General features: G+C 66.2%; 15 protein-coding genes and 1 pseudogene. 9 read left to right on the forward strand and 7 right to left on the reverse strand.

The window, feature by feature from the left end:
* Positions 1 to 43 precede the first annotated feature (43 nt).
* From NQJ30_RS15150 to NQJ30_RS15165, 4 genes are all read right to left on the reverse strand, one after another.
* Entirely contained in the window at positions 44 to 1,819 is a 1,776-nt protein-coding gene (locus NQJ30_RS15150) for an acetyl/propionyl/methylcrotonyl-CoA carboxylase subunit alpha (protein WP_255770820.1), read from the reverse strand.
* The gene (locus NQJ30_RS15155; protein ID WP_255770821.1) at positions 1,819 to 3,537 is read right to left on the reverse strand and encodes a 5-oxoprolinase/urea amidolyase family protein; all 1,719 of its coding nucleotides are present in this window, start codon (positions 3,535 to 3,537) and stop codon (positions 1,819 to 1,821) included. Before NQJ30_RS15155 ends, NQJ30_RS15150 begins: the two co-directional genes overlap by 1 nt.
* 19 nt (positions 3,538 to 3,556) lie before the next feature.
* The gene (locus NQJ30_RS15160) at positions 3,557 to 4,909 is read right to left on the reverse strand and encodes an MFS transporter (RefSeq protein ID WP_255770822.1); all 1,353 of its coding nucleotides are present in this window, start codon (positions 4,907 to 4,909) and stop codon (positions 3,557 to 3,559) included.
* 99 nt (positions 4,910 to 5,008) lie between these two features.
* The gene (locus NQJ30_RS15165) at positions 5,009 to 5,767 is read right to left on the reverse strand and encodes a LamB/YcsF family protein (protein WP_255770823.1); all 759 of its coding nucleotides are present in this window, start codon (positions 5,765 to 5,767) and stop codon (positions 5,009 to 5,011) included.
* A gap of 106 nt (positions 5,768 to 5,873) precedes the next feature.
* Between NQJ30_RS15165 and NQJ30_RS15170 the strand changes: the two genes are divergently transcribed.
* Positions 5,874 to 6,566, forward strand: a complete 693-nt coding sequence (locus NQJ30_RS15170; protein ID WP_255770824.1) for a GntR family transcriptional regulator — start codon at positions 5,874 to 5,876, stop codon at positions 6,564 to 6,566.
* Positions 6,567 to 6,583: 17 nt separating this feature from the next.
* Positions 6,584 to 6,919 carry a hypothetical protein gene (locus tag NQJ30_RS15175; protein WP_255770826.1) on the forward strand — a complete coding sequence of 112 codons (336 nt, stop codon included), beginning with the start codon at positions 6,584 to 6,586 and terminating at the stop codon, positions 6,917 to 6,919.
* A gap of 181 nt (positions 6,920 to 7,100) precedes the next feature.
* Here NQJ30_RS15175 and NQJ30_RS15180 read toward each other — a convergent pair whose 3' ends face one another.
* Together NQJ30_RS15180 and NQJ30_RS15185 are read right to left on the reverse strand one after the other, a co-directional pair.
* The gene (locus tag NQJ30_RS15180) at positions 7,101 to 8,372 is read right to left on the reverse strand and encodes an SLC13 family permease (RefSeq protein ID WP_255770827.1); all 1,272 of its coding nucleotides are present in this window, start codon (positions 8,370 to 8,372) and stop codon (positions 7,101 to 7,103) included.
* A gap of 3 nt (positions 8,373 to 8,375) precedes the next feature.
* Positions 8,376 to 9,122 carry a GntR family transcriptional regulator gene (locus NQJ30_RS15185; protein WP_255770828.1) on the reverse strand — a complete coding sequence of 249 codons (747 nt, stop codon included), beginning with the start codon at positions 9,120 to 9,122 and terminating at the stop codon, positions 8,376 to 8,378.
* Between the two features lie 75 nt (positions 9,123 to 9,197).
* Here NQJ30_RS15185 and NQJ30_RS15190 point away from each other — a divergent pair, with 75 nt between their 5' ends.
* Positions 9,198 to 10,082: an amidohydrolase family protein gene (locus tag NQJ30_RS15190; RefSeq protein WP_255770829.1), complete on the forward strand. Its 885-nt coding sequence runs from the start codon at positions 9,198 to 9,200 to the stop codon at positions 10,080 to 10,082.
* Positions 10,083 to 10,402: 320 nt separating this feature from the next.
* On the opposite strand, the gene NQJ30_RS15195 is transcribed toward NQJ30_RS15190, so the two are convergent.
* Complete coding sequence (locus NQJ30_RS15195) at positions 10,403 to 11,269, reverse strand: GntR family transcriptional regulator (protein WP_255770830.1); 867 nt, start codon at positions 11,267 to 11,269, stop codon at positions 10,403 to 10,405.
* Positions 11,270 to 11,538: 269 nt separating this feature from the next.
* Between NQJ30_RS15195 and NQJ30_RS15200 the strand changes: the two genes are divergently transcribed.
* The 6 genes and pseudogenes from NQJ30_RS15200 (at position 11,539) to NQJ30_RS15225 (ending at position 16,676) form a co-directional block, all read left to right on the forward strand.
* Positions 11,539 to 12,804 (forward strand): RuBisCO large subunit C-terminal-like domain-containing protein, encoded by a 1,266-nt coding sequence (locus NQJ30_RS15200; protein WP_255770831.1) that lies wholly within the window; start codon positions 11,539 to 11,541, stop codon positions 12,802 to 12,804.
* Between the two features lies 1 nt (position 12,805).
* Positions 12,806 to 13,467, forward strand: a pseudogene (locus tag NQJ30_RS15205) (four-carbon acid sugar kinase family protein); the annotation flags it as partial.
* 48 nt (positions 13,468 to 13,515) lie between these two features.
* On the forward strand, positions 13,516 to 14,103 hold the full coding sequence (locus NQJ30_RS15210) for a nucleotide-binding domain containing protein (RefSeq protein WP_255770836.1): 588 nt from the start codon (positions 13,516 to 13,518) through the stop codon (positions 14,101 to 14,103).
* A 53-nt stretch (positions 14,104 to 14,156) separates the two neighbouring features.
* Positions 14,157 to 15,200 (forward strand): zinc-dependent alcohol dehydrogenase, encoded by a 1,044-nt coding sequence (locus NQJ30_RS15215; RefSeq protein WP_255770833.1) that lies wholly within the window; start codon positions 14,157 to 14,159, stop codon positions 15,198 to 15,200.
* Between the two features lie 74 nt (positions 15,201 to 15,274).
* On the forward strand, positions 15,275 to 16,312 hold the full coding sequence (locus NQJ30_RS15220) for a 2-keto-3-deoxygluconate permease (protein ID WP_255770834.1): 1,038 nt from the start codon (positions 15,275 to 15,277) through the stop codon (positions 16,310 to 16,312).
* A 112-nt stretch (positions 16,313 to 16,424) separates the two neighbouring features.
* Positions 16,425 to 16,676: a hypothetical protein gene (locus NQJ30_RS15225; RefSeq protein ID WP_255770835.1), complete on the forward strand. Its 252-nt coding sequence runs from the start codon at positions 16,425 to 16,427 to the stop codon at positions 16,674 to 16,676.
* Positions 16,677 to 16,744: the final 68 nt, after the last annotated feature.

Here is a 16,744-nt window from a genome sequence, read left to right on the forward strand (position 1 = left end):
TCCGGCCGGACTTTCGTGTTCGCGGCAGCGCGCGCACAACGGGCTACTGGATCAGCGCCAGCACCGCCCCCGCGAGCACAACCCCGCCGGCTTCCGCCCGCACATCCGTGACGGTTCCGGCGCGGTGCGCGGCCACCTGGGTTTCCATCTTCATCGCTTCAAGCACGACGACGGGATCCCCGGCCGCCACCTCGGCGCCCGGCTGCACGAGCCACTTCACCACCGTCCCGGCCATGCCCGCGCGCAACTCGCCCGGATGCGCGGAACCGGCGGCAGCACCGCCGTCGGCCGCTCCCGCCACGGGCGCCCCGTCCACGGAAACACCCGTCGGAACAGCACCTCCGGACCTCGCCCAACCGTCCAAGAGCGCAGCAGGAAGCCCGACGGCGAGGCGCCGGCCATCGACGTCAACGGTGATGGTGCGCCGCGCACCGTCCGGAACGGCCGTGCCGAATTCCGGATCAGCGGCGATTGAACCGGCGAAGTCCGTCTCGATCCAGCGGGTGTGGATGCCCAGCCCGGCCTCGGACGTGAAGTCCGGCGCCTCCACCACGGCACGGTGGAAGGGCAGCACGGTGGCCACGCCGGTGATCTCCATTTCGGCAAGGGCACGGCGGGCGCGGCGGAGCGCCTGCTGCCGGTCGGCGCCGGTGACAATCAGCTTGGCCAGCAGCGAATCGAACTGCGGTGCCACGATGGAGCCGGCACGGACGCCGGAATCCAGCCGGATGCCGGGGCCGGTGGGGCCGCTGAACGTGGCGATGGTGCCGGGCGAGGGCAGGAACCCCCGGGCCACATCCTCCGCATTGAGCCTGAATTCAAACGAGTGTCCGCGCGGCTCGGGATCGGACTTAAACCGCAAAATCTCGCCGGCGGCGATGCGGAACTGCTTCTGGACCAGGTCCACCCCAGTGGTCTCCTCCGTGATGGGGTGCTCCACCTGCAGGCGCGTGTTCACCTCCAGGAAAGCGACGGTGCCGTCGGCGGCCACCAGGAATTCCACCGTCCCGGCCCCCGCATAGGAGGCCTCACGGCACACTGCCTTGGCGGCGTCGTAAATCTGCCGGGTCTGCTCCTCCGTCAGGAACGGCGCGGGCGCCTCCTCCACCAGCTTCTGGTGCCGGCGCTGCAGCGAGCAGTCACGGGTTCCCACCACCACCACGTTGCCGTGCTGGTCGGCCAGGACCTGCGCCTCCACGTGACGGGGCCGGTCCAGGTACCGCTCCACAAAGCATTCGCCGCGGCCGAAAGCCACCACGGCCTCGCGGACTGCGGAATCGAAGGACTCCTCGATCTGGTCCATCTCGCGGACCACCTTCAGGCCGCGGCCACCGCCGCCGAAGGCAGCCTTGATGGCGATGGGCAGGCCGTGCTCTTCAGCGAAGGCCCGGGCCTCGGCCGCGGAATCCACCGGGCCGTCGCTGCCCGCCACCAAGGGGGCCCCGGCGCGGACGGCGATCTCGCGGGCGGTGATCTTGTTGCCCAGCTGCCGGATGGCCTCCGGGCCCGGTCCGATCCAGGTCAGGCCGGCGTCCAGGACTGCCTCGGCGAAGGCGGCATTCTCGGACAGGAAGCCGTAGCCCGGGTGCACGGCGTCCGCGCCGGATTCCGCCGCCACACGCAGGAGGTTGGGGATGTTGAGGTAGGTTTCCGACGGCGCGTTGCCGCCCAGGCTGTACGCCTCGGTGGCCGCGGAGACGTGCATGGCGTCGGCATCCACGTCCGCGTAGACGGCGACGGATTCGAGCCCGGCGTCCTCGCAGGCGCGGGCGATGCGGACGGCGATTTCTCCGCGGTTGGCGATCAGGACCTTGCGCATCAGTTGCTCACTTTGTCTTCGGTAGCGTCGGGTGAATCAGGGGACGTGTTGGCGGGCACCCCGTACCCGGGAGCCCAGCGGAACCGGATGGAACCGCCGATGGGGATCTGGGCGGCGAGGTCCAGCTGATGGTCCACCACCACGCCAATGACGGGGTAGCCGCCGGTGATGGGGTGGTCGGCCAGGAACAGGACGGGCTGGCCTTCGGGCGGAATCTGGACCGCGCCGGCCACGGTTCCCTCGCTGGCCAGCTCCCCGTCCCGGCTCCGTTGCAGCGGTTCGCCGTGCAGGCGCATGCCCACCCGGTTCGAGCGCGGGGTCACCGCCCACTCCTGGCTGCAGAGCGATTCCAGCGCGGCGGCGTCGAACCAGTCATCGCGCGGGCCGGGTACGATGTCCAGCACCGTCACCCCGGCATCCGGAAACTCGGGCTGCAGCTCAGGGTTGCCCACCACGTTGGAAGATGTGGCTATCCCTGCCCCCAGCAGTTGCCCGGCGGCCAGCGGCGGGGGTCCGATCCCGGACATGGTGTCCGTGGACCTGCTGCCGAGCACCACATCGGCCGCAACGCCACCGCGGATGGCCAGGTAGCTGCGGAAGCCGCGCTCGGGCGCGCCCACGGTCAGGATCTCGCCGTCCAACAGGGCAAACGGGGTGGCCATGGGAACCTCGCGCACCTGGTCCGGCGGGCCGTCGTCGTCCGCGTCACCCGCGTCCGTAACGTCCGACGGCGTCACAACCGTCAGTGCCGACGGCGCGCCGGTCACCGCCAGCACCTGGTCCCCCACAGCTTGCACGCGCAGGCCGCCGGCAACGGTCTCGACGACGGCGGCATGGGGTTGGTTGCCGACGATCCGGTTGGCCCGGCGCACGGAGGATTGGTCCAGCGCACCGGCCGCGGACACGCCCAGGCCGGCGTGGCCGGGGCGGCCCAGGTCCTGGATCAGGCTCTGCAGGCCCGGTGACAGGATCCGGAGCCCGGATTGAATGGAAGCAGCGGTATCAGCTGGCGCAGCCGCACCAGGCCGAGCCGCGGTCTCCGTGACCTCCACGAGCTCGCGCACGGCCCGGAACTGCACCCGGTCACCGGGCGCGGCCAGGGCAGGCTGTTCCCGGCTAAGGTCCCACATGTGGGCGGCGGTGCGGCCGATCAGCTGCCAGCCGCCCGGGGATTTCCGCGGGTACACCGCAGAATAGTTACCGGCCAGGGCCACGGAACCGGCCGGCACTTCGGTCCGCGGCGAACTGCGGCGCGGGACTTCCAGGGCCTCGTTCTCCCCCACCATGTAGCCGAAGCCCGGCGCAAAGCCGCCGAAGGCCACGGTCCAGACCTGCCCGGTATGGGCGGCCACCACTCCCTCCGCCCCCAGGCCGGTGAGGCGGCCGACCTCGGCGAGATCCTCGCCGTCGTACACGGTGTCGATGGTGACCAGCTTTCCCTCCGCGTGGGACTGGACGGCGAGGTCCATGTCCAGCAGCAGGGCTGCCATCCGCCGCGCCGATGCCGGCGAGTCTGCCCTGACCATCACCGTTTCAGCGGCGGCCAGGACGTCCACCTGGCCGGGCAGCGGCTGCTCCAGCAGGAGGGCCTGCAGGGCCAGGACGTCGTGGAGCCCGGAGAGTTCGGCGAGCACCGCCGTCGTGCCTACCGGCCGAACGGCCAGGACACGGGCGGAGAGGATGCGGGCGGCTGTGGCGGGATTGCTGACTGTTTCCATGGGGATCAGGCCGCGCCGCTCAGGCGAGGCTCTCCCGGGCGTTGCCGTTCTGGAGCAGGTGGAGGTCCGATTCCGGCTGCGGGTCGCGGCCCAGGCGCATGCCCACGATGGTGATCACAGCGGTGAGGGCGATGTACCCGGCGATCAGGTACCAGCCGCCGGACGCCGCGCCGTAGAGGGCGGTGAAGATCAGCGGGGCAACGGCGCCGCCGATGACGCCGGCCAGGGTGTAGGCGAGTGAGCTGCCGGCGTAGCGGAGGCGGGCCGGGAACTGTTCGGTGATGAAGGCCGCCTGCGGGCCGTACATAAAGGCGTGCAGGGCCAGGCCGATCACCGTGCCGATGGTCAGCATCAGCACGGACTTGCCCTGGATCATCAGGAAGAACAGCGGGATGTACACTGCGGTGGCCGCGGCCGCGATGCCGTACACCCAGCGGCGGTTGAAGCGGTCGGTCAGGGCGCCGGCGGCCGGGATGAGGAAGAGCTGGAACGCGGAGCCGATGAGGATGGCGGCCAGCACGTTGCCGGTGGTCATGCCGAGTTCCTTGGTGGCGTAGACGGCCACGAACACGGTGAACAGTGCGTAGAGGACGTCCGGGCAGAGACGGGAGAGGGCCGCGGAAATCAGGGCCTTGGGTTCGGTGGTGAAGACTTCCTTGATGGGTGCCTTGGGACGCTCGCCGTGGGCCTGGATGGCTTTGAAGACCGGGGTCTCCTCGAGTCGGAGTCGGATCAGGAGGCCGAAGCCCACCAGGATTGCCGAGGCGAGGAAGGCCACGCGCCAGCCCCAGGAGAGGAACGCTTCGGTGCTGAGCGTGGCGGCCAGTATGGCCAGGACGCCGTTGGCCATCAGGTTGCCGGCCGGCGGGCCGATCTGGGCAGCGGAGGACCAGAAGCCGCGCTTGTTGGGGTCGCCGAATTCGCTGGAGAGCAGCACCGCACCGCCCCACTCGCCGCCGACGCCGATCCCCTGCGCCAGGCGCAGCAGCACCAGGATGACGGGGGCCGCGACGCCGATGACGGAGTAATCGGGCAGCGCACCGATCAGGACGGTGGCGAGGCCGATCAGCACCAGGGTGAAGACGAGGACGTATTTGCGGCCCACTTTGTCGCCCAGGCGGCCGAAGATCACGCCGCCGATGGGACGGGCCAGGTAGCCCACCGCGAAGGCCGAGAAGGAGAGGAGGAGCCCGACGAACTCATCGTTGGACGGGAAGAAGATTTTCGGGAAAACGAGGGCAGAGGCCACAGAGTAGATGGCGAAGTCGTAGTACTCGAGCGAGGTGCCGGTGAGGCTGGCGACGTATGCCTTGAGGGCGCCGGCCGGCGGCTTCCTCGCCGCCGTCTTGGCGGCCTTGTTGGTGCTGGTCATGGGTTTCCTCCGGGGGTGAGGGTGGTGCTTTGAGGGTGGGGCCGGGTTTTGTGTGGGGCCGGTCTGTGAGGCCGAGGGCCGGGCCGGACCCGGGGCGGGCTAGACGAACGCGCCGATGCTGACGCCGGCGTCGCCGAGAGCGGACTTCACCGCAGTGGCCATGGCTACGGCCCCGGGTGAGTCACCATGCACGCAGATGCTTTCCGCGCGGATCTTCAGGATGGAACCGTCAATGGCCCGCACGGAGCCCTGGATTGCCATCCTTAATACATGCTCCGCCACTTCGGCGGTGTCGTGAAGGACCGCCCCGGGGAGTGAGCGGGAAACGAGCGTTCCGTCCGGGTTGTAGGCCCGGTCGGCGAACGCTTCGGTCACCGCCCGCAGTCCTGCTTTCTCTGCGAGCCGCAGGACTTCCGAGCCGGGCAGGCCCATGATGGGCAGGCCGGGATCGACCGCTTTCACGGCGTCGACGACGGCCTGCGCCTGGGCGGTATGGGTGACGATCGCGTTGTAGAGTCCGCCGTGCGGCTTCACGTACTGGACCCGGGCTCCCTCGGCCGATGCCAGAGCCTGCAGCGCTCCGATCTGGTAGACGACGTCGTCGGCCAGTTCGGCGGGGCTGATGTCCAGGAAGCGGCGGCCGAAGCCGGCGAGGTCGCGGTACCCGACGTGCGCGCCGATGGTGACGCCGGCGGCGGCCGCCTCGCGGCAGGTCCGCCGGATGACGCTGGGATCGCCGGCGTGGAAGCCGCAGGCCACGTTGGCGCTGGAGACCGAGGCGAACATCGCTGCGTCATCGCCCAGGGTCCAGCGTCCGAAGGATTCGCCGACGTCGCTGTTCAGGTCGATGGTTGTCATTTGTGATCCCCGTCTCATTGAGTGGTTCTACTAGGATGCACTAAATTTAGCGATTGTTCAACAATCCTTCGATTCAACGATGTGACGATCGTGTAAATTCTCGAGTATGGCCACAACAGAACCCACCGTCCGCAGCGCACCCGGCCGCCTTCGCGTGGCCGTTCCGTCCGTGGCGGAACGGGTGGCTTCTGAACTCCGCCTGCAGCTGGCCGAGGGTGCCCTGCTTCCCGGCGCGCGGCTCACCGAATCCACCATTGCGGAGGACCTGGGCGTTTCCCGGAACACCGTGCGCGAGGCCTTTGCCGAACTTGCCAGCGAACGGCTGGTGGTCCGCCATCCCAACCGGGGCGTCTTTGTGGCGAGCCTGGGGGCGGGCGACATCCACGACGTATATACAGTGCGCCGCGCCATCGAAGTCAGCTCGTTGCGGGCTGGCGGCACGCCTGAGGGCGTCGCCGCAGTCCGGGCCGCGGTGGAGGAAGGCAGGCGTGCCGCCGCGGCCGGTGACGAGGAGGCGCTGGGTACCGCCAATCAGCATTTCCACGGCGCCATCGTTGCCCTGGCCGGAAGCCGGCGGCTGAACAGCATGATGGCCCAGGTGCTGGCCGAGATGCGGCTCTTCTTCCACAAAGCCACCGTGGATGCGCACTTCTACCAGCATTATCTGAGGGACAACGAAGAGATCTGCGAGGCACTGGAAGCCGGCGAACTGGACCGGGCCGCAGACCTGATGCTGGCCTATCTGGACCGTTCCGAAGACAAGATGGCTGACGTGCACGGGGAGGGCGGTTTGGAGTGAGCCGATAGGCTGGGCGGATGAAACGCCGCCTTGCCGCCCTGTCCGCCGTCCCCCTGATTCTCTTCATTGCCGGCTGTGGATCAGTCCAGGACGTCGCCCGGAACGCCGCGAATGACGCAGCTTCCAAGGTAGCCACCGCCGCCACCGACGAGGTCCGCAAGCAGGTCTGCACCGTGGTGGAGGATGGGCTGGTCAGCGCTTCGGACAAAGCCCTGCTGGGCGGCCTGGTCTCCGCAGCGGACGCCGCCGGGGTGCCGGCGGAAATTACGACGCCGCTGGGCGAGATCGCGGAAGCCGGCGACCAGGTGCCGGCTGGCTCAGTCGACGCGCTGACGGAGGCGTGCGCGGCTTAGGTTTTGGCCGCGGGATGCAGCCCGGGATGGCTCCGCTCCAGGCGAGCATTTGCGCCATGCGGACGTTCAGTAACGCGAGTCCGAAGCGGGCCTGGTCTTATACCCACGTCTTTGTTGTGATATGCCGGGAGGTGCTGAAGGCGGGCTGAGAGCTCAGCCCGCCTTCTGTTGGTATTCGGGATTAGATCACTACGAACAGGAGCCAGGCGAGCAGGGGTGCCGCCACGATCATGGACATGCCCCAGATCATCATGCCGCGGAAGGTCTTTTCGCGTTTTTCTTCCTCGGTGTTGGCGATGACGAGTGCGCCACCGGTGGAGAAGGGACTGGAGTCCACAGCCGATGCTGCGATGCAGAGCGCGATCACGAAGCCCAGGACACCGACGGAGCCAGTGACAAGCAATGGGGCTGCGAGGGGGACCAGGACGACGAACATGGCGTTGGTGGAGGCGAAGGCTGATACGACGCCGGCCACTACGAGCATCATGAGTGCGGCGAGCAATGGCGTGCCGATGCCGGCGACGGAGTTGGCGAGTTCTTTGATGACGCCTGCGGTTTCAAGCATGCTGATGTAGGTGACGATTCCGCCGATCAGCAGGATGACGTTCCAGCCGATGTGGCCGAGGGCTTCCTTGGTGTGTTGCGGGTACAGGGCGGAGAGAATCACGGCTGCGGCGAGGGCGAGGAATCCGACGTCGAGTTTGAAGCCCAGGGCGCCGACCAGGACGCTGACCATGAGCACCACGGTGGCAATTTTCTGGCCCGTCCAGGTGGCGGTTTTGGTGATGGTTGCGGTGCCGCCGCCGAGGTATGAGGTGGTGGCGTCCGCGGTGTCTTGCTCGCGTCCGCGGCGCATCAGTTCGGGTCCCCCCAACAGAATGAACGCGACCGCGTTGATGACAACGTTGGCGATGAAGGTCCAGAGGAAGAGCTGACCGGCGTCCACGGAGACGCCCACTTTTGCCAGGACGCCGTTGACGATGTTGTAGTACACGGCGATGGGGGAAAATCCGCCGGCGTTGGTGCCGTTGATGATGCAAAGGCCGACCAGCAGCGGGTTGATCCTGTAGCGCTGGGCGAAGGCGAGGCCCACGGGGATAAGAATGGCGTTGGTGGCTGCAGACAGCGCCCCGGATCCGGTGATGATGGCGGCGAGGATGAAGAAGACCCACGGGACGAGGGCAACCCGCCCCCGCACTGCCCCGACAGCGCCTCCGACGATTTGGTCGATGGTGCCGTTGGCCCGTGCCATGCCAAAGAGATAGGTCACGCCCAGCAGGGTGATCAGGAGGCTGCCCGGAAAGCCGGCGGCGATGTCGGAGGCCGTCTGGCCGAAATAGAGTACGCCGAGCAGGAAGGCAACAACCAGGGCGACGGCGCCCATATTGATGTTGCGCCACATAGAGAGGCCGAAGATGAGGACAAGGCCGGAAACGGCCACGAGTTCTTGCATGGCTTAGTTGATCTCCACTTGGTATCGGAATGATGACGCCAGCCCATAGGACTCGCGGTACTCGGCGACGTCGCCGGTGTGGGTTCGTGCGGTGCGGTTGATTTTGACGAGGGGGTCCCCGACTTTGCAGTTCAAAAGTGCGGCCTGCCCGTCTGCTGCCTGGGTGACCGAAAGTTCCTCGGTTGCCGAGCCGATGATGACGCCGATCCGGTTTTCGTATTCCGGATACAGCAGGCTGCCGAGCTCATTGAGATTAACGTCAGCGATCGGCTGAAACTGCGGCAGCGGGAGCCAGATGTCTTCGACCAGGAAGGGAGTGTCCTTCCACAAACGAAGACGGTGAAGGTGCAGGACGGGGGAATGTTCCTGGACCTTCAGGGCGGCGGCGACGTGGGCGGGTGCGTCCTGCGTGGTCCGTTCGAGAATGCGGCTGCCGGGGGCCTGTCCGGCTCCGCCCTGCATCCGGAAGAAACGGAACAGGGAGTGCTGGAATGTAGCCCGACGAACATACGTGCCCCGTCCCTGGTGGCGTTCCAGGATCCCGTCAGCGGCGAGCTCCGCAAGGACGCGCCGCAGCGTGCCCACGGAAATGCCGTACTCCTCAGCCAGCGCCGGCTCAGGAGGAAGTGGGGTGGCACTCCCCCATTCATTGGCGCGTACCCGCCGGATCAGATCATCCTTTACCCGGGCGTGAAGCGGCAGGCGCTGGTCGGTATGAGCCAAAGCCGGCGAGCTGGAAGGTTGTGTCATGCCTCACAGCCTAGAACAGATTCCTTTATAGGTCTAGTCCTATAAAGGTTTATCACTTTCGAGTATGGTGGGACCATGAATGGAAATGGGTTCCCGCTGGTTGATACGCACGCGCATGTTTTTCATCCACGGCTTCGGGTAGCCAAGGGCGCACGGTATATCCCGGACTACGAGGCGAGGTTGGACCAGTACCTGAACGTCCTTGCCACCAACGGGGTGGGCCGCGGCGTGCTCGTTCAGCCAAGCTTCCTGGGCACTGACAACAGTTACCTTCTGGCCGGTCTTGCCGCCGCTCCGGACACCCTTCGCGGAGTGATCGTTGTAGCCACTGACGATCTCCGGCGCGAACTTTCCCACGAGAAGGTGCGCATTCTGCACGAAAGCGGTGTGCGGGGAATCCGATTAAACCTTATCGGCCGACCCGTTCCCGACCTCTTCTCCGCAGCGTGGACGGCGGCCGGTTCGGTGTTGGCAGCCCGAGGTTGGCACGTAGAAATTCAAGCCTCAGGGCACCAGTGGCTCGACCTCGCCCCCGCCCTGACTGCATGGCCGACGAGACTGGTCATCGATCACCTCGGACTGCCCCAAAGTCGACATCCGGAAGCCACCGAGGCCGTGCTGAACCTGGCCGGGAAGAATAACACCTGGGTGAAGGTCTCCGCCCCGTACAGATCTTCCCATGAACAGGCGGCGGTGATGTTCTCCCGGCTGCTGGATCAGGGCTCGCACGACCGCCTCGTGTTCGGCAGCGACTGGCCGTTCACCCGCCATGAAGAGAACACCTACCAGGAACTCATGGTCTGGGCCAGAACCCTGGCAGGGGAAGAACAGCTCAACCGCATGATGACCATTAATCCCTACACACTCCTCGAATGGCCGGAACCATCCCACAACACCGCGACCGCGCAGGTGTGCTCAAGCGCTCCAACTGGACACGACGAGTATCGAGACATGGACTGAGGCGACAACCCCCTGGCGCCTGCAACTCAGTGAAGAATCTTCGAGTTTCCCAATTGTGCAGCTTCAGACGGGCCGTGAAATTCTGCCACTGACTGCGGAATTTCCCGCGTAGGCGGCAGGCGATATCGGGGATACTTCGTTGACGTTGAAGACTATCCCGAGGTGTTGCTCGAAGAGCGCCGGTTCGTCCCCCGGGTTCGCCCTAACTGTGATACTGCTTTAATTCCCGTTATCCCGCACACCAACCTGCGAGCGGGGCCGGAAATTCGCGTTCAATTTGGGGCACACGCAAACCGGACGAGTCGTCCGCGGGGCCCGCTTTAGCGCTCACCTCGTTCGAGGTCGGCTAGTTCTGATTCAAGTTGCTGGGTCAGGTTCCGTAGGCGCCGGATGTGCTCTTGGGAGACGCGCCCGGGCTGGCTGGTGACTTGTGCATCAACGTCGAAGATGGTGTTGGGGCTGTGCCAGACGTTGAACCATTCGAGACCGTGGCCGAGGGCGTCCCGGGTTACACCTTGGAGCAGGAGCAGTGGTTCCCGGGTGTTGATGTTCAGTTTCCGTGCCAGGTCAGGATCTGAGGATACGGCCTGTACCTGGCGGGGTCCGCCGGCAGGGTGATAACCGTGGTCGCGCATCAGGCTGAGGAGTGAGGCATTTTCGAGCAGCTCTACGGTGAAGTGGGGGAAGAAGTCGCGCGGGACCCACGTACGCATGAAGGCAACGGGAAGATCGTCCAGGTAGCGAACCCGCTCGATTTTCCAGGTGTTGGTGGTATTGAGGGCCTCGATGCCTGCCTGGGGCGGCTCGGAAGGCTCCACCGCGAGGACGTGAGTTCGCAGGCGCTGGCCGTGCTCGGCAGCCTGTTCATCCAGGCCGCCGGCGCGCTGGACGTGCCGGCGGAGGACGGGCGTTGCGGCTACTACGCTGCCGCGGCCGCGCTGGCGTCGGATGAGGCCGAGGTCGGCGAGGCCTGACAGGGCCTGGCGGACGACGCTGCGGGAGACACCGAATTGCCTTTGCAGTTCCTCTTCGGTGGGCAGGGAGGAGCCTGGGGGCAGTGCAAGGTCCACGATCTGCCGGTGCAGGATGTCCCGAATTTGTGCATGGAGCGGGCCCCCGGCTTCCCGGTTCAGGCCGCCGCTGCGTCCCGTCGGCTCCGCCTCGGGTCCTGCTGGTATCAAACTCACGCTAACTCCTCTGCCGCTGTGCAAATCTTAGCCCTCCCGCTGCTCCACCATGCCGAGCAAAGACAGGGTCCGGTCTTGACGTGATCTGCGCCACCCATTATTGTACGTATCAAAGGTACGTACAACTTTGGGTTCGAATCACAGCAGACGCCATCGACCCGAAGTGTGAGTCACCTGCTTGAGCCCGCATCGGCGCGTGAGCGAAGTGAAAGAACCTGCAGGTGACAGTCGGATACGTGAGTTTCAAAACCCCTCGAATTGGAGAATCCATGCGCGACCCGCGCTCGGTGCGTTGCACCTACTACCTAGAGTCCGAAATTGACCCCGCGAAAGCCGCAGCCATTATGGCGGGCGAGCAGTCCAGCGGCACCTTCCTGCCGGTTCCCGGCGAATCGGCCCGCATCCGGGAACGGCACGCCGCCCGGATATCGGACGTTCAAGAGCTCGGCTTTTGCCGGCCTTCCCTGCCGTCACGGGTCAACCCGGAAAAAGTCCGCGCTGCCTTGGTGACCGTTGATTTCCCCATGGAGAACGTCGGCACGGACCTGGCCACCCTGCAGACCGCCATTGCCGGCAATCTCTTCGAGCTGGGCGATCTGTATGCCTGCCGGCTCCAAAACATTGAGCTGCCAGAGGACTTCGTGGCCGCCCACCCTGGGCCGGCCTTCGGCATCGAGGGGACCCGCAAACTCATCAGCGACGTTCAAGGCGTGATGGTCGGCACCATCGTCAAACCCAATGTCGGACTCTCGGAAGAGGAATTCCGTTTGGTCGTCCGGGAGCTGGCGATGGCGTCCATTGACCTGATCAAGGACGACGAGCTCATGACTGATCCGGCGTACCTGCCGCTGGAACGCCGGGTCGCCGTCGCCACCGAGGAAATCCGTGCCGCCGAGGAGGTAACGTGCCACTCCACCATGTATGCCTTCAACGTTACCGGTGACCTCGCCGGCCTGCAGAAGCGCCACGACCTGGTTGTTGAAGCCGGCGGCACTTGCGTGATGCTGAACATCCCCGTGATGGGGCTCCCGGCACTTGCCTGGCTCCGCACCTTCGCCGAGGTACCGATCCACGGCCACCGGGCAGGCCTCGCCGCCTCCATGCGGTCCAAGGCCCTGGGTATGGATTACCGGGTTTGGCAGCAGATGGCCCGCCTTGCCGGGGCCGACCACCTGCACGCCAGCGGACTCGGCAGCAAGTTCTACGAACTGGACGAAGAAGTCGCCGCGAACATCCGCAGCCTGCTCGAACCCCTCGGGCAGACCATTGCACCGCTGCCGGTGTTGTCCTCAGGGCAGAATGTCACCACCCCCGGCCCCACATTCGAAGCGGTCGGTTCCACGGACCTGATGATGCTCGCCGGCGGCGGGGTCGCAGCCCACCCGGACGGCGCCGGCGCCGGAGTACGGAGCCTGCGCCAGGCGTGGGACGCAGCCGTGGACGGGGTGCCGCTGCAGACGGCAGCGGACAAACTCGCCTCCACGGGGGACCACGCTCTCCTGAACGCAGTCCAGACTTTCGGGAAAGGCGCCTGACATGCCAGCTTTCGGTTTCGTCGCGGACGACCTCACCGGAGCCGCCGACGTCCTGGCCCAATCCCACCGCTACGGCCTGGACGCTGCACTGGTCATCGGGGACGCGCCGCTGCCCACGGACACCGACGTCGTCGGGTTCGCAGGACCGGCCCGCTCCCTGTCCGGAACAGCGTTCGACAACCTGGTCATCAGGGACCTCGCCGGCATTGCGGCCCTGAACCTGGACGTGCTCCTGTACAAGGTCTGCTCCACCTTCGACAGCTCCACCACAGTCGGGAGCATCGGCCGCGGGATCCAGCTGCTCCATCAGCAATTCCCCCTGCACGGCCCCATTCCCGTGGCGCCCGCCCAGCCGGGCTTCGGCCGGTACACCGCCTTCAGCAATCACTACGCCAACTACGCCGGCAAAACCTACCGGCTGGACCGCCACCCGGTCATGTCCCGCCACCCCTCCACCCCATGGCCGAGGCGGACCTGCGCCAGGTCCTGGCCGAACAGCTCGGCGGCACCCAGGTGCCTGCGGCGATCCATCTGCCAGCCTATGAGGACGGCACTTTCAAGGACGCCTGGGCGGAACGGCGCCGGGATCTCGGGGCCCAGGCTTTTGTCGTTGACGCCGTGGACGAACACCAGATGGATGCCATCGCAGAAGCCCTAACACGGGAAGAACACGGCCACGGTCCGTCGATCGTCGTGGGATCGGGCGGCATCATGGCAGCCCTGGCACGGTCAATCTCGGACCAGCCTCCGCGCACACCCGGCCCGCAGCGCCCGTCCGGACCGGTGCTGGCCGTCAGCGCCTCAGCGTCCAGCACCACGGCCGAGCAAATCAACGACGCCGTCTCGAACGGCTGGGAGGACGTCCCTGTGCCTGCCGAACTGCTCCAGCGGGACGACACCGCCCTCGTGGCAGCCCTCGACGAACGCGTTTCCGCTGCCCTCCGGGCAGGCAGGAACGTCGTCGTGCACACCACCCGCGGCGCAGCGGACCCCCGCTATGGCGCCAGCAAACCGGTGGACGCGGGCTACCTCGGCGCACTGATCGGTGGCATTGCCGCCAGGATGGCAAACGCCGCGCTCACCCGAGACATCGCCGTCTGCGGCGGCGATACCTCCAGCCATGCACTCATTGCCATGGGTGTACGCCAGCTGCGCGTGACCGACCAATTCGTCACAGCCGGCCCAATCCTGAACGCCGACGGCGCCTCCGCCGTCGGAGGGTGCAGGCTCCTGCTCAAGGGCGGACAGGTCGGCCCCAACGACATCCTGCGCCGCTTCGCCGGTCAGCTCCCCAGCTAACACCCCCAACACAATCCTCCACGCATCATCAGAACCAACGAAAGGCGGCCCCCATGCGGGCAGTAGTCAAGAACGCAGCAGAACGAGGCGTCACCTACGTCACCGGCGCCGGCGACCCCAAGGCAACAGAAGGCACCGTCGTCATCGAAGTAGGCGCTGCGTCCCTGTGCGGCACCGACCGCGAACTCTACGAATGGACCCCGTCGGCCCAGGCGTTCAACCTCAACCTCCCGGTCACCCTCGGGCACGAAGGCGCAGGAACCATCGTAGAGGTCGGTCCCGGCGTCACCGGACTGCAGGTTGGCGACCAGGTCGCCTTGGAAAGCCACCTCACCTGCGGACAATGCTTCCCGTGCCGCACCGGCGACGCCCACACGTGCGAACGCACCGGGATCCTCGGGATGCACATTGACGGCGTCTTCGCCGAGTACGCCGCCGTGCCGCAGGACATCTGCGTCAAGCTGCCCACCGGCCTGTCCCTCGAATCCGGAGCCCTACTCGAGGCAGCCGGCGTAGCAGTGCACGCCATCCAGCGCGCCAACTACTCCGTCGCAGGCCGGGCGGTGCTCGTCAGCGGCGCGGGCCCGGTCGGCCTCGTCGTCGTGAACCTGGCACTGCTCATGGGCGCCAGCCATGTCATCGCCGTCGACCCCAACCCCTACCGGCGCGCGCAAGCCGAAAAGCTCGGCGCGACCGCCCTGCACCCCAACGACGGCATCATCGAACGCTGCCGCGAACTGACCGGGCGCCGCGGCGGCTTCGACGTCGCCTTCGAATGCTCAGGAGCACCCGGCACCCTGACAACACTCTTCGAAGCCGTCCGCCGCGAAGGCACCGTCATCACCGTCGGACACCCCAGCCGCCCCGCCGAAGTCGACATCGCAGCATACATCAACAAAAAAGGCATCACCCTCCGCGGCATCTTCGGACGCCGGCTCTGGGAAACCTGGGAACAAAGCCTGCTGCTGCTGGACTCCGGGAAGCTGGAGCTCGACTGGCTCATCACCCACCGCAAGAAACTCAGCGACATCGACGAAGCCGTCGAACTGCTCACCGGAGACGCCTGCAAAGTCCTGCTCATCCCAGGCCTCGGCTAAACATACCCCCACCCCCGCGCACCCGCCCCGGAACGCGCGGACCCAAGCACCCCAGCTATTCACAGGAGAAATCAATGTCGATTCCCATCAAGAAAGCCTTGGAAAAAGTCCCCGGCGGCATGATGCTGGTGCCCCTGTTCATCGGCGCCGTCATCCACACCCTGGCCCCGGACGCCGGTAAGTTTTTCGGTTCCTTCACCGGAGCCTTCTTCACCGGCCTTCCGCCCCTCCTGGCCGTGTTCTTCGTGTGCCTCGGTGCAACACTCGAAGTAAAGTCAACCCCCTACATCCTCAAAAAGGGCGGCGTGCTCCTCGGCTCAAAGATTGCGTTCGCCATCCTCATCGGGGTCATCGCCGGACGCTTCCTCGGCGAAGCACCCATCGAAACCGGAATCCTCGCGGGCCTCTCAACCCTCGCCCTCGTCGCCGCCCTGAACGACACCAACGGCGGGCTGTACATCTCCCTCATGGGCCAGTTCGGGCGGAAGCGCGACGCCGGCGCCTACTCCATCCTCTCGCTCGAATCCGGCCCCTTCCTGACCATGGTCACCCTCGGCATCGCCGGCCTCGCTGCCTTTCCTTGGCAGGCACTCGTCGGCGCAATCCTCCCGCTGGCACTGGGCATGCTCCTGGGAAACCTGGACAAGAACATGCGGCACCTCCTGGCCCCGCTGGTACCAGCCATGATCCCCTTCCTGGGCCTGGCCCTCGGCCTGACCATCAACCTCAACGCCGTCGTTGAAGCAGGACTGCTCGGCATCGCCCTCGGCCTGTTCGTCGTCTTCGCCGGCGGCGCAGTGCTGCTGCTCGCCGACAAACTCACCGGCGGCGACGGCGTAGCAGGCCTCGCCGCAGCAACCACAGCCGGCAACGCGGCCCTCGTCCCCGCCATCATCGCCACAGCCAACCCCGTCTACGCCCCGGCCGCAGAACACGCCACAGTGCTTGTGGCAGCCTCGGTTGTCGTCTCCGCAGTGCTCTGCCCAATCATCACCTCAGCATGGGCCCGCCGGGTGCAGAAAAAGGAGGCCCTACCGGACACAGAAGACACCTCCGCCGAGCACGAGGCACCAGCCCCCAAGCATGCAGGTAGCACCCCAGAACTGACTTAGCAGTACTAAGGAAGAGGGCGGGGCGTGCACACCGGTGCCGCCCCGCCCCGTCCCGTCCGTATATGCCCGGCCCTCGGGGACGAACGCTTCAAAAATCACAGGAAGGAGCACCATGAATACAGACACGCAGCCGGTGAACGCAGCATTCCCTGGATCCCAAACACGACGGTTCGACTGTCACAACTGGATCCACCTCAACCCCGGCGACAGAGTGATCGTCAAACGACCCGCCTGCCCACCAGAACACGGCACCATCGATGACCTTGCCGGAGACGGCTCATACTTTTGGGTCCGGATCGACGGCCGCAGCAGAATCCTCATCTCTAACGGTGACGGCACTATCGTCCACAAAATCCTCCCCTAGCTGCTGCAGGTACCACCGGACTGACGGAGGGTAGGTTTGCCTTGACCTTCTCCTCCAGGTCGGGAGTT

This window comes from Pseudarthrobacter sulfonivorans, assembly GCF_024391045.1.
Taxonomy (GTDB): domain Bacteria; phylum Actinomycetota; class Actinomycetes; order Actinomycetales; family Micrococcaceae; genus Arthrobacter; species Arthrobacter sulfonivorans_B.

Excerpts from the sequence above, each read along its gene's own strand:
- NQJ30_RS15220 (WP_255770834.1), top strand. The coding sequence starts at position 15,275 with ATGTCGATTCCCATCAAGAAAGCCTTGGAAAAAGTCCCCGGCGGCATG.
- NQJ30_RS15150 (WP_255770820.1), bottom strand. The coding sequence starts at position 1,819 with ATGCGCAAGGTCCTGATCGCCAACCGCGGAGAAATCGCCGTCCGCATC.
- NQJ30_RS15215 (WP_255770833.1), top strand. The coding sequence starts at position 14,157 with ATGCGGGCAGTAGTCAAGAACGCAGCAGAACGAGGCGTCACCTACGTC.
- NQJ30_RS15175 (WP_255770826.1), top strand. The coding sequence starts at position 6,584 with ATGAAACGCCGCCTTGCCGCCCTGTCCGCCGTCCCCCTGATTCTCTTC.
- NQJ30_RS15165 (WP_255770823.1), bottom strand. The coding sequence starts at position 5,767 with ATGACAACCATCGACCTGAACAGCGACGTCGGCGAATCCTTCGGACGC.
- NQJ30_RS15200 (WP_255770831.1), top strand. The coding sequence starts at position 11,539 with ATGCGCGACCCGCGCTCGGTGCGTTGCACCTACTACCTAGAGTCCGAA.
- NQJ30_RS15155 (WP_255770821.1), bottom strand. The coding sequence starts at position 3,537 with ATGGAAACAGTCAGCAATCCCGCCACAGCCGCCCGCATCCTCTCCGCC.
- NQJ30_RS15160 (WP_255770822.1), bottom strand. The coding sequence starts at position 4,909 with ATGACCAGCACCAACAAGGCCGCCAAGACGGCGGCGAGGAAGCCGCCG.
- NQJ30_RS15170 (WP_255770824.1), top strand. The coding sequence starts at position 5,874 with ATGGCCACAACAGAACCCACCGTCCGCAGCGCACCCGGCCGCCTTCGC.
- NQJ30_RS15185 (WP_255770828.1), bottom strand. The coding sequence starts at position 9,122 with ATGACACAACCTTCCAGCTCGCCGGCTTTGGCTCATACCGACCAGCGC.
- NQJ30_RS15210 (WP_255770836.1), top strand. The coding sequence starts at position 13,516 with ATGGCAGCCCTGGCACGGTCAATCTCGGACCAGCCTCCGCGCACACCC.
- NQJ30_RS15190 (WP_255770829.1), top strand. The coding sequence starts at position 9,198 with ATGAATGGAAATGGGTTCCCGCTGGTTGATACGCACGCGCATGTTTTT.
- NQJ30_RS15180 (WP_255770827.1), bottom strand. The coding sequence starts at position 8,372 with ATGCAAGAACTCGTGGCCGTTTCCGGCCTTGTCCTCATCTTCGGCCTC.
- NQJ30_RS15225 (WP_255770835.1), top strand. The coding sequence starts at position 16,425 with ATGAATACAGACACGCAGCCGGTGAACGCAGCATTCCCTGGATCCCAA.